The sequence below is a fragment of the Xanthomonas hortorum pv. cynarae genome, from assembly GCF_002939985.1.
GTDB classification, from domain to species: Bacteria; Pseudomonadota; Gammaproteobacteria; order Xanthomonadales; family Xanthomonadaceae; genus Xanthomonas; species Xanthomonas hortorum_D.
In genome coordinates this window covers 283003-295703 of sequence record NZ_MDFM01000001.1, presented here as the reverse complement: position 1 = coordinate 295703, position 12701 = coordinate 283003, and the positions used below count along the sequence as shown (strand labels likewise).

8 protein-coding genes are annotated in these 12701 nt (G+C 57.4%); all 8 read right to left on the bottom strand.

Translation table 11 applies throughout. The features are described from left to right. Window positions 1-142: 142 nt before the first annotated feature. On the bottom strand, window positions 143-439 hold the full coding sequence (locus XcyCFBP4188_RS01490; RefSeq protein WP_104591514.1) for an XAC0095 family protein: 297 nt from the start codon (window positions 437-439) through the stop codon (window positions 143-145). A 281-nt stretch (window positions 440-720) separates the two neighbouring features. Beyond that, entirely contained in the window at window positions 721-3456 is a 2736-nt protein-coding gene (locus XcyCFBP4188_RS01485) for a DEAD/DEAH box helicase (protein WP_104591513.1), read from the bottom strand. Further along, window positions 3456-5249, bottom strand: a complete 1794-nt coding sequence (locus tag XcyCFBP4188_RS01480) for a site-specific DNA-methyltransferase (protein WP_104591512.1) — start codon at window positions 5247-5249, stop codon at window positions 3456-3458. Before XcyCFBP4188_RS01480 ends, XcyCFBP4188_RS01485 begins: the two co-directional genes overlap by 1 nt. An 11-nt stretch (window positions 5250-5260) precedes the next feature. Then, complete coding sequence (locus XcyCFBP4188_RS01475; protein WP_104591511.1) at window positions 5261-7258, bottom strand: sensor histidine kinase; 1998 nt, start codon at window positions 7256-7258, stop codon at window positions 5261-5263. Continuing rightward, complete coding sequence (locus tag XcyCFBP4188_RS01470; protein WP_104591510.1) at window positions 7258-9024, bottom strand: AIPR family protein; 1767 nt, start codon at window positions 9022-9024, stop codon at window positions 7258-7260. Before XcyCFBP4188_RS01470 ends, XcyCFBP4188_RS01475 begins: the two co-directional genes overlap by 1 nt. Continuing rightward, window positions 9024-11897: an SNF2-related protein gene (locus XcyCFBP4188_RS01465; protein WP_104591509.1), complete on the bottom strand. Its 2874-nt coding sequence runs from the start codon at window positions 11895-11897 to the stop codon at window positions 9024-9026. Before XcyCFBP4188_RS01465 ends, XcyCFBP4188_RS01470 begins: the two co-directional genes overlap by 1 nt. Before the next feature lie 156 nt (window positions 11898-12053). Next, window positions 12054-12362: a type II toxin-antitoxin system RelE/ParE family toxin gene (locus tag XcyCFBP4188_RS01460; RefSeq protein WP_104591508.1), complete on the bottom strand. Its 309-nt coding sequence runs from the start codon at window positions 12360-12362 to the stop codon at window positions 12054-12056. Window positions 12363-12368: 6 nt separating this feature from the next. Then, a complete protein-coding gene (locus tag XcyCFBP4188_RS01455) occupies window positions 12369-12632 on the bottom strand; it encodes a YlcI/YnfO family protein (RefSeq protein ID WP_104591507.1) in 264 nt (87 codons plus the stop codon). Between the last annotated feature and the right edge of the window lie 69 nt (window positions 12633-12701).

Below are 12701 nucleotides of genomic sequence, written 5' to 3'. Positions count from 1 at the left end.
GCTCTTGCGCATGGTGGTCTCCTTGGTGGCTAGTGTGCCGGAGACCTCTAGATTATGGCTGGATCAATTTTACGGGAGGCTGACAGCTGCATGTCATCCCCTGCCCGCCTGCGTGTACGGGGCGACGCCATCACTGGCCGGCTCATGCGGCCTCCCCGGCGTCAGCGCGCTCGCTGTCAGAGGCGTCGGGCTCCAGGCGCGCGGACCACTGCACCTGCGCCAATGCCTGCGTTACCTGCTCGGCCAGCAGCTCCAGGCAGCACGCCAGTTCGTCCATACGGATGGCTGGCTGCCTCGCCTGCTCTTCGGCCTGCGTACGCGGCTGCGCCAGGCGCGCTAGAAAGCGCATGTGGTCGCGTAATTGCTGAAGGCGATATTGCGCGCCTTCTGGCAGGTAGTAGCCCGGGTGTGACTGCACATCGCGTACAACGTCCGACATGGCCTGCTCCTCATTCCATGGAATCAGCCCGCCGCCGCAAGGCGACGGACGGGAAGTCGGGAGGCTCGAAACCGCAAACAGTCGGCGGGCTTATTCCCCTTGCGGGTGTTGTATTCGCCGCCCTCCCGACGCAGAGCATCACGTCGGTTGCACCCGCAAAGTTGCAGGCACAAAAAACCCACCGGTTTGTCGGAGGTGGGTACCGCTGTTTGCGGAGTTTCGAGGCTCCGTACGGAAAGATTGCTATCGGCATCCTGAGCTGTCAAGTAAAACCGAAGATCTTATTCGCACACCTCAAATCGCAGGTAATCCACAAGCCGCCTTGACTCGTTGATCTCATCATGGGGGACGAGCAGGTACTTCCAAGACTTGCCTCCGACTCCTGCCGTGTAAGTGGTTGCGCTCTTGCACCAGCGCATGGCGGCAGCGGCCTTGGCCTGAACCTCCGGCGTGTTGATGTCTGCGCGCGCCTTCGTCTCAACCATGAAAATGATCGCCTCCGTCTCGGCGACGAAGTCGGGAATGTATTCCGGCTGCTCGGTGCCAAGCTTGTAGTAGATCTGGAACTGGCCCTTCGCAGGCTTGAACCACTTTAGGGCATCGCGCTCCAGGATGATGGCGAAGCGCCGCTCAGTGTCCGCATCGAACTTTTGCAGCGGATACAAACAGCACGCAAATCCGCCGAACAGCATCTGCTTGATACGACTGGTCTCAGTCACGGTCTCCCGGAAGTGGTGGGCCGTTTGGCCCGCCGCAGCGGTGTAGTTGCACGACTTGAGTCCGGTGAAACCGCGACTGACCTGCACCTCGTACTCCGTCGCCTCCTCCCAAAAGTGGGCCATCATCTGCGCGCGGATCTCCCGTGCGATCAGGCGGCGGTCACGATCAAGGACGCTGATGGCTTCGTCCTCGGAAAGATAGCCGCGCAGGTGCTGCACCATCTGGCCTGCGAGGTCGTAGAGCAGATCGGCGTGGGTGAAGTAGTCGATGTCGTCAAAGTCCACCAGCGCGTGGACGATGTAGTCTTCCGGGCGCTGCTCTTTGAGCCCGACCTCGGCAGCCAACGTGAACTGCTCGTTGGTCCGCAGCATCTGCCCGACGATCTCGCGCTCACCCGGCTGGAGGTGGAGCTGGCTCACATCCAGTTTGAACGCGTGGAACCCCGTTGTGACCTCGCCAATCGGCACCACCGCGATGCGCGGGATGTCTATGGTCTGCTGCACCAGGATCTCCGTTGTTTTCGCCACCACTGCGGACAAATCAAGTACGGGGACTGACTCATTCACGTCAGTCAGCAGTTCGCCTTGCAGCGGCTTCAGCCGCTCTGCCACTTCAGCGAGGATTTCTTGCCGTACTTCCGGTCTCAGCAGTGCGCTGCTGGTGGGCACTAGATCGCGCCTGACCTCGTACTTGCCGATAACCTCTATAACCGTCCGTGCCGCTTGCTTTTCCGCCTCCGTGGAGAAAACTGCTTTGGGCACGGGGACTTCCGCTCCACTGTAAATGGCTGCAGCCCCCATGATCACGACCGGTGCTTCCGTCAAGCCGAGACGCGCCGCCGCCCCGGACTCGACTTGCACGCTGACCTTCTTCTCGTCCTCGCTGGGTGGCGGAAGGATGATCTCCTTCAGGCGAATCGGCGAGTCGCCGCGGTTGGCCTCGTCGATGATTTCCTGGAACTTGTCATGCGCGACGATGTTCAAGCGATCCACCGCCGCGACGCCTGTGCGCTTGCCGTAGGGGAGACGAAGGCCACGCCCGATGGACTGCTCGATCAGTGTGCGGGCATTGGCGGCGCGCAACGGCACGATGGTGTAAAGGTTGGTCACGTCCCAACCTTCCTTGAGCATGTTTACGTGAATCACGATCTCGGTCGGCTCGTCCACGCTCTCTACTGCCAGCAGGCGCGTGATCATCTCTTCTTCTTCCGCGCCGGTACGGCTGGAATCGACCTGAATCACCTTGCCCTGGTAGCGACCCTCATAAAAGGCTTCCGACTCCAGAAGCGCCAAGAGTTGCCCCGCGTGCGTGGTATCGCGAGCGATGACGAGTATGAAAGGCTTGACCGGCTTGACGCCGTTCTCGCGAGCATAGGTGAGCAGCTCGACCTTGGTCGTCTCGTGCAGGCGCACACCGTCTTCCAGCTTGGTCTTCTCGATCTCCTCGGGTGTATGCGCTTTAGCGTCGAAATTGCGCTGGGTGACCACGGCGGGCTCCTTGACGAAGCCGTCCTCCATCGCACGCGCCAGCGGGTAATCCATCACCACGTTCTTGAACGGCACCGGCCCCTTGCTGGATTCCACGAATGGCGTCGCCGTCACCTCCAGGCCAAATAGCGGCCTCAGCTCATTGATGGCGCGTACACCCGCGCTGGCACGGTAGCGATGCGATTCGTCCATCAGCAGCACGAGGTCAGGCAAATTCGCGAGATGGTTGAAGTAGCTGTCTCCCAGCACTTCCTTCATCCGCTTTATTCGCGGCTCTTTGCCGCCGCGCACCTCGGAGTTGATTTTGGAGATGTTGAAAATGTTAATGCGCACGTCGTGGCCGAAGCCTTGTGCGTGATCATCCACCGCCGCGCCGGTCTGGTCGTAGTTGTCACCGGTGATGATCAGCGGCGGTTGCTGCGCGAACTCGGCGATGCCCTTGAACACGTACTTCGGCGTGTTGCGCGTAAAGTCCTTGATGAGCTTGTTGTAGATCGTCAAGTTGGGCGCGAGCACGAAGAAGTTGTTGATGCCGTGCGCTAGATGCAGGTAAGCGATAAAGGCCCCCATCAGGCGCGTCTTGCCTACGCCCGTGGCCAGCGCAAAGCAGAGCGACGGAAACTCGCGCTCGAAATCCTGCAGCGTGCGGAATTCTGCCTTCAGTGTAGAGAGAATCGTCGGGACATCTCGCTCGTGGCCCAAGAGTTCGGGCGCGGCATCGAGCGCGCGAACCAGCTTGGTGAGAGAATCCCCCTGAGGCGGACGCAGGGATAGGCGACCGGTAACGGCGTGCAGGACGCGGGCGTTCATTATTCGCCCCCCCCAAACAGGCCGCGCTGTCCGGCGTCGACGAGGATCGCCTTTCTGCCCTTAGAATTCTTGACGATATTGCCAGGAGCCTCAGGCTCGGCGTTCTCAATCTCCCCCATAGGCAGGTTGCTCACATTTAGGCTGTAGTCGTCACGCCCCCAATGGCAGCGAGCCAGCACCATCTTCGGAATCTTCTTCAACGTCAAATTAGGCCAGCGCTCCGCCGCTTTTGCAGTCGTGACTCCGTGAAAAGCGGCGCAGCACACCAGCAGGCTCTGCTCCAGACCAACTTCATCGGAAAGGCCACGCAATTGATCGGCGGACAGGTTCTGTGTGGTGACGTAGATGAAATCGCGCTCGCTAGAGTGGCCGTGCTGCCACCAGTGAGTTTCTGACGGCGCGTAGTCGAAGCCTTCCAGCTTGGCCAGCGCCTCAGCCAACATCGCCGCGTTGTATTCCGGATTGACGACCGGGTTGCCCCAGCGGTCGTTGACGATCAGAGTCGGGGCGAGTCGGCTGAAGCGGAATCCGCCGCCACCCCGCCAACCCGACGCCTCGCCAATACTACCTTTGTCCTCGCCATCGATGACTTTTTTTAAGCGTGGAATGACGAGAGTCTGGCAATGCTCGCCCAGCTCGACCATGATCCAACGGCGTCCCATCTTGTGGGCGACAGCTCCTGTCGTGCCAGAGCCGGCGAAGGAATCAAGGACGAGGTCGCCCGGTGAGGAAAAATGCCGCAGGATAATCTCCAGCAAAGCCTCCGGCTTTTTTCCTGAGCGGAAATCTGCACCTCCTTCGTGGCGGCAATTCCCAAAACTGCCAGCTAGATCGTAGAAGTTTTCAATTGGAAGCGTTTGGGGCTCTGCATCAGGTTCCAGTTTTCCCAGTGGAACGCCTTGGTAATACTTCCCTTTGGTTGCTGTCGCTCTCGCTGGTCCAGTGAAGTAGCGACGCCCATGACCGTCGTCACCAATACCTTCGACCCTGTACAGAGCGCCCAGCCCATCGGTTGACGAGCGCCCAGCCAGATAATCGCGGAAGAATCGCCCCGAGGAATTACCATCAAGTATTGACCCAGTGGCCCATATCTCTTTTAAACCTTTTGCCGACCCTTCTCTTTTCTCTACGCCCCATTCGCCAGCGCCGAATACCGTGACAGCCTTCCCGCCAAGACTGATCTTCTTTCCAGGCGTGTTCTCAGTAATGTAATGACAGAACTTGTCAAACGACAGGTCCTTTTGGTTCAGGATTGGCTGCGCGCCGTATTCCTTTCGGTAGACATGGATCTGTTCAATCTGCTTGTGAAACGCCATATCTTGTTTGAGCGTCTTCTCGGCATAACGGACCTGCACGTATAGCGTGACCAGGTAATTCGATCGACCGAAAACCTCGTCCATAAGCACTTTCAGATAATGCCCCTCTGAGTCATCGATGTGGCAGCAAATGAACCCGGTCGGGCTCAACAAACGTCGGATCATTTCCAGACGATCACGCATCAACCCAAGCCACATCGAGTGTTCGAGTGCGTCGTCATAATGTTCGAACGCAGCTCCGGTGTTGTATGGGGGGTCTATGTACACGCACTTCACCTGGCCGGAGAACTCCTGCTCCAGCGCCTTGAGCGCCAGCAGGTTGTCACCGAAAATCAGCCTATTATCGAAAATATCGTTGTCCGACACGCGATGCTTGGCGTGGTACGACTTTTCCGGATCTTCCAGCAGGAGGCGCGGCTCCAGCCTGGGCCGCTTGTCCTTCCCAATCCAGGTGAGTTCTAGTTTTTTCTTACTCATAATGAAATACCTTAATTCTTGTGCAGGCCAAGCTTTTCGAATAGCACGCGGTTTCTGCGCGCGGCATCTTTGAGCAGCTTGTCGTAAGAGATAATTTCTACGTAGCCGTTTCCGCCCGTTAGGGTTTTAAAATAGCCTTCGCCATCAATGGACTCGTGATAGTTCATCCGCATTTCCCGCCTGAGCGATGGCGTCAAGTCAGCTATCAAATAGCCAAAGAAACGAATTCCGCGTGCATTAATCGGCCTACCATCAACGTCTTCAAGCCTGCTCTCCTGAATCTCGACAAACCGCTTTATGATCTGCTGAGCAGGGTCGGCTTGATAGTCGTCACGACCTGGGCGCTTGAACTCAATGACGACAATTGCACCTGTGGAGTCCCCTTCTTCTCGAACTCCGACGGGGGTGTCGTAAAAGAAAGCGCAGATATCGGGCTCTTTGCCGGATGTGTCTTCAAGGCCTTCAATAGACTTCAGTTTTTTATCTGAGGTGAGCAATGTGTGATAGCAAAGCCGCTCGTCGATCACCCAAAGGTTTTGCTGCTCAAAGAAAATATCCTTTGAAGTGGCCCCCATGGGGAAGAGCATCTTGTGCAAAACTCGTTCAAGCGGATATTTGTTGTCCGAACGCCGCTTTTTTAGGCTTAGCGAAATCAAGTCAAGAATCGTTCTGCGATGTGTGATGTACTTCGCAAGCTCAGCCTTGCCTAGCTCATTGGCCTGCTCGGCAAGTGTTTGAAAACGCTCCGCATACTGTTCAAACGATTCGCTCTCAAAGTAGGTGGCAGCATGACGCAAGTCCTTGCGGACGCCGTCCTCGACTTCCCGTTTGACATGCAAAAGCGCTTCGTCTAGTTTCTCATCCGACAAGCCGGGTTGAATCCTCTGCTCGATCATTTCTCGATAGCGAGGATGCGTGAGCGCTCTGTATTCCGGGGCTTGTTCCACGAACTTCTCGATCTGGGCACGCTTTTCTTCGTTCGTTGACTTCAAGTCATCCATGAGCAGCGGCCGCAACGCATCTGCAAGACCCTGATTCAAGGCCCGTCGTGAGACAAGAGTTCGCTCCAGCTCGGGCTCCTCATCGCTTTTGAAAGCGATACGCGTACGCTCTTGATTGGCATGGTCATCCAGATACTCCCCGGTAACCAGCACAATCAGGGTGTACGGCGTCTGTTCTTCGTCAATCAGCTTCTCAGGCAGTTCCGGAAGCAGATCTCGCAGCTTGCTCGTGGTGACTTCACGGCCGTTCGCGCACAAGTTGAGTTCATGGCGCGAGCGTCCGTCACGGTGACGATACGCCTGCAAGGCAAATGTATACCCCGAGACCTCGAGGAACTGCTCCTGGATATGCGCCAACACCGTTGATTGAAACAGTGCGTGCAAATCAATCGAAGCATGTCCCGGAGATTCCAAGGTCATCGCAGGGCAGGAACGGGCCGCGAATCGAATCAGGAAGTGCGCAATGATGCGTTCAGCGATGGTTTCGGGCTGGCTGGGCCACCCAGCCCGAAACTTTTCATTCATGTCCCGCAAAGAGGTATGCGTGCCACATACCTCTTTGACTTCAGACGTGGTGTCTGCACCTTTCAGTTCATCGTGGATGCTGAAGTCGAACTCGCGCAGCAAAGCGTTGCCGTCGCGTTGAAAGACGCTGCGGATGTGTACGGATGAGAACACCTTCAAGAAAGTGAAGCGCCCGACACCTCGACCGCCGACCTTGACCTTTGAAAGCGTGTGGGCTTCTTGAAACGAAGCCAGGTTCTTGTCATTGAAGCCAACGCCATCATCAATAACATCGAAGCCGTCCACCACCAGAGTTCCATCCCCAGCCTGATAGGCAAGATCATTAGAGGTCACCAGTCGAATGCGAATCGAATGATTGCTGAAGCCGTCCTGATGCTCTTCGATTGCATCGACGGCATTCGAAATGGCCTCGTAAAGCGGCATCATTGCCTTTGCCTGGGAAAGCTCCAGTCGATCTACCAGACCTTTAATGTTCGCTTGCATTACTGGTTTCCTCCCTGGCCTTGCTGTGCCAATGCCACCATCAAACGACTTTTCACGGTTCGACAGTCCGTCTTGTTCTCGAAGAGGCTGCGAGCCTGCTTGTTCCACTGCACGCCCTGGGCAGAACTCACAAGACGCTCGCAAACAAGATCGACTTCGCGCGAAATCGCTGTCAGTTCATCCTGTGTCAACGCCAGCGCCGGCCCGTTCTGCAGCTGAAGGCGGATGAAGATGACATGTAGAACTAACCAGGTGCCGTGAGTGAGAATCTCCCGAGCAGGGAGTGATCCCGCTGGCAAACCTGCAGGATCACCCTCGGCGATGGCACGGGCGCGGACTTTTTCTACAACCACTCGGCCGATTTGGGCTATCCGCCACATTTTCTTTGCCGTGAGCGAGTCGGCGAAGAGCCGTTCGTAGGATTGGCGTAGGGGGTCGGTGGCTGATACCAATCCCTCGCGCCCAAACAGCTTCTTTTTGTCGGCCTTGGCCGCGGTCACGTAGTCCTGCCAGTCGTTCGTGGTTACGGTGCAAGCCAGGAACGGCGCGAGTTCACGTGCGCTGAAGCAGGTTGGCGATAGCGGCGGATCGTCCTCCCCCTGTTTGACCAGATAGGTGATGCCCGCCATCTGCAAGGTCTGCTGCCACATGGTCTGACGCTCATCGAGCGCGGCAAAATCTTCCAGATCAACGGCATTCTGCCGGTTGCGCGATTGGGTGACTCGATCGCCAAAGCCATCAGGCGCGTTCTCAAGACAAACAAAAGTCGCCATGACTACGATGGGATGAGCATCGTAGTGGGCCATTGGCTCGCGGGCGATCGCCCCAACCGTCTGTGCGCCGTTGACGATGGACAACCCGCGAATGCGAAACGTCCCAGTCTGACGATGCGGGTCGCGGGGATGCTGTTCCGTTATGGAATCGCAGAGGAAGGTGACGCCGTTATTGAAGTAGAAGAAGTGCTGTGCTTCTTGTCGGAGTGTCTCGGTTAGCCCTGCATTGACGGTGGTCGTGCCCTTGAACCGGCGAATGTTCCGATCAACCAGGTGTTCTTCGTGTGCCGCCCAAAGCTCGGCGACCCGTTTGCCGTCCATGCGCCCGTAGAACGCCCGGTAAGGTTCCTGCGTATGACCGAAGTCCTTCAATTCGACTTCGGCTTCTATGGGCTGGGCCGAAACCCCGTCCAGATGTAGGTCGTGCAGGGTCGTGAGCCCATAAGCATGGCACCGAAGAAAGCCCGGATTCGCGCCGTTGAACGCGCGCTCCAAGTCGGCAAAGATGTTGCGTCGATCATCGGACACCGCCGTGCCGGAATAGGCAAGCACGACTTTGATTCTGCAGACACCGCTATTCAAGGCATTGGTGATTGCCGCTTGGCGGTTTTGCAGGGTGTTGTTGAACCGGTTCCAGTGTCCTTGCAGAAGGTCGGTTACGCCATCCCGAAATTTGGATACATCACCGAGTTCGGGCTCGCCGGTGCCCGACTCCTTGTACTTGGACTGGACCAGCCAGATCGTTTGATCCGTTGAAACGAATACCGAATCGATACCATGATCTTGGCCACCATCGATGCTGGCGGCCACGGCCTCATCCAGATTGGCGCCAGCGTCTTCGTGCAGGACGAATGCCGCGATTGCCTTGGACAAGTAGTTGCTACGCCGAGACTCTGGAGTGTTTCCCGTCCCGCTGATTCGGGTCGCGTAGTCCGCATCAAGTTTTTGGCACAGCAGATCGATTTCAAGGGGGCGTGCGATAACTGTTGCCATCAGAGCAGCTCCCACTCGATGGTGAAAAGCGTGCGTTCCTCGACCTGCTGTTCAAGTTGCATTTCAAGCTGGCTGATCAAGTCATTGCGCTGCGCTTCGACTTCGTCCTGTCGAGCAAACAATTCGCGCCGCAGCTTGCTGCGCTTGCTTTCCAGTTCGCGCTGTTTTTTCTGCCATGACAGCTTTTCGTCCAGTGTCGGCGAGGTCGCGGCTGTGCGGCGTACTTCTTTGATCTCGCGGTCGATCTCCTTGATCTCCTGTTCCAGACCGAGCTTCAGATCGTCAGCCCAGGCGTCGAGCTTCTGGACTTCCTGCTCGAAGTAACCGAGGTTGCGCTCGTTGACGTCGCGCAGGAGTGAGGTCTTGCGGGCTTCCGCGTCGGCTAGCAAGGTGGCATCAGGGGCATTAAACAGGCTTGCTGCGTGTGTGGTCGCGGGTAGGCGCAGCAGTTTTTCCGGATCTTCTTCTGCCAGCAAGACGCCGTCGGTAGTACCCGCGGCAACCAGCAGATGTTGCTCCTGGTTGCCGAGTGTCTCGACAGTGACTAGCCTTACTGTGAGCCATCCGGCCCTGCCGCGGTAGGCTTCAAGCGTGCTGATCTTTGAGCCGTAGGCGTTGTAATCGAAGACGACACGAGCAACGTCGAGTACACGAGCCTTGGCTTGCTCGATGCCCCACCGCGCCAGCGGATGATTGATGCGGTACATGTGCGCGTCGCCAGAGCGGCGGGGCAACTCGTAACGCCCTAATTCGATGTCATTGAGGTCGCTGCGCTCGATCCCTGTCGGCATGTGGTGGAGATGGAAGCCATCGTGATCAAACACTGCACAATGGAGCAGCTCGGCACGAGTCAAGTCCATCAGCATGTGCTCGAATCGGTTACGCGCGTTGCGGCTGTCGTCAGCCCGCATGCGCAGCTTCTCCTGCACCTCTTCATCAAAGTTCTCAAGCAAGACCTGGCGCGTCTTCACCATCGCCTCGTTGATCTCGCCGGAGAGGTCGAGCTGGAGTTGCTCGAAGCTAGACTTAATTTCATCGGGTTCTCGGCAGTTCTGGTAGATCTCAGCAATGCGCCGCTCGAAATCAATGCCCGAACCGATGGCACCTAACACTTCGTCGCTGGCGCCAAACACGCCCTCAAAGAGCTGGAATTTCTGCGCCAGCAATTCGTAGACGCGCTTATCTGCCTCATTGGTGAGATCGACGAAGTTCACAACCACCACATCGAACTTCTGCCCGTAACGGTGACACCGACCAATGCGTTGTTCGATACGCTGCGGATTCCAGGGCAGGTCGTAGTTGATCACGAGCGAGCAGAACTGGAGGTTGATGCCCTCAGCTCCAGCCTCGGTGGCAATCATGACCTTGCCGCGCTCCTTGAAGTGCTCGACCAGTGCCGCACGGGTGTCGGCGGTCTTGGAGCCGGTGATGCGGTCAGTTCCTTCGTGGCGTTTGAGCCAGTCCTTGTAGATTACCTGCGCACGCTGGTCGCTGTTGGTGCCGTTGAAGAGCACGATGCCATCACCGTATGGCGTGTCAGCCAGCAAGCTGAGGAGATAGTCCTGTGTGCGCTTGGATTCGGTGAAGATGATCGCCTTTCTGGCTGCACCCAGTCTATCCAGTTCCGCGAAGGCACGATCCAGCGCGGTGACAAGCTCCCTGCCCTTGGCGTTGTCGCGGATGCTGGTCGCCAGCGCCTTAAATTGACGAAGCTCGTCAATTTCCTGCGCGATGGCATATCGCTCTGAGCGCTTCGGTGCCGTAGAAGTAGATCCTTGGTCGCTCCACTCATCCGCGGTTTCGTCCAGCGATTCGTAGTCCTCGTCGAGTTGTTCGGCCAGATCGGGAACGTCGGCAGTTTCATCCAACACTCCCTGAAGCCGTTTAGCCATGGTCTCCAGCGCACCCGCGATAGCGTGCGAGCTGGACGCCAGCAACTTCCATAGCACCAGTGAAATCAGCTGGCGTTGTCCGTCGGGCATGGCCTTCAGATTGGGACGACGCAAGTAATCAGCAACGAGTCTGGACAGTTCCTGCTCTTCGCTTGACGGCGTGAACTCCTGGACGATGGCCTTGCGCGCCGTATACGACACATAAGGCTGAACCTGTTTGCGCAGAGTGCGCTTGCAGATAGGAGCCAGTCGGTTACGCAGACCGTTGAAGGCCTGTTCCCGGCCAGTAAATTGCGAGCGAAAACTGTCGATGTCCCCGAACACGCGATCATCGATGAAGCTGACCAGCCCATAGAGTTCTAGTAATGAGTTCTGCAATGGCGTTGCAGTTAGAAGCACCTTAGAGTGAACGTGCGACAACGCCTCTTTGAGTGTCCTGGCAATGACATTGCTGGTCTTGTAGACGTTGCGCAGGCGATGTGCCTCGTCGAGGACGACCAAGTCCCAGTCAATGCTCTTGACATCGTCAGCTTTGGACTTGGCGAACTGGTAGGAACAGATAACCGGGCCGGAGGCGAACAGGAATGGGTTCTGTCGATCCTGCTTGCGAATCGCGTTGAAGCTCTTGGCTTCGAGAATCAGTCCTTGCAGCCCGAACTTGTCTTGCAGCTCTTGGTGCCACTGCTTGCGCAGGTTGGCGGGGACAATGATAAGAATCTTGCGGCGTCGCTCGGCCCAACGCTGCAAAATGACCAATCCCGCTTCAATGGTCTTGCCGAGCCCCACTTCATCAGCGAGGAGCACACCGCGCGAAAGGGGATTACGGCAAGCGAAAAGCGCGGCATCAACCTGATGTGGATTGAGATCAACCTGCGAGTCAACCAGCGTTGAGGCTAGTGATTCCACGGAGTCGCCCGCTGCACGACGCGTAAGTAGCCATGCAAAATACTTGGATTGGTGAGGCGTAAGATTATGTTCCAAGCAAACTCATCCATTCAATTTGGCAACTTATGATGTGCATTTCCCTCGCAACCTTTTAGAGCACAGAACAACGAGCACACACGCTAGCAGCTGCGGCGCCTGCTGATATTGGCCATCTACTTCCCCTGTGGCGCGATGTTGGCGCTAACGCCGTGCTTAATGATAGTCGTCTTCACGCTGATGCCTGACTGCCAAAACGGTGACGACCTGATCGCTTTCCACCTCAAACAGCAGCACGTCGCCGCTGGCACCGAAACCGATCACCAGCTCCCGCAAGAACGGGTCCGCCAACCCCGCCTTGCGGCAGCTCAACGGGGCCAGTTCGAGCACGGTGACGCCGTCGCGGATGGCCTGAAGCGCGCGCTCGGCCACGGTGAAGTCGCCTTCGGCACGCTGTAGCAGCCAGTCGTAAAGACGCGCGAGATCGTCGCGCGCTTGCTGAGTGCAGCGAACAGAAAATCCCACGTTGGCTTAGCCCTTGCGCGCCTTGTCCAGTTGGGACTGCAGCCCAGCCAACACATCCTTCGCGTCAATGTACCGGTCAGACGCCTTGGCGCTGTCACGCGAGGCCAGCCCGCGCGCAATGAAGGCTTCCTGCTGCTGGCGCTGCTGCACCTGGGCGCGCACGGAATGCTCGACAAAGCTGGACAGCGTCTCACCCTCCTGCAACACGGCCTCGGCCGCTTGGCGCAGCGCCGGGTCTACCCGGAGCGATGGAAGAGATGCAGATTTCATGGCAGGCCCAGTGCGTTGCAATTGCGATGCATCATCGCAAGCGAGCGCCGGTGCTTCAAGGTTTTCTCT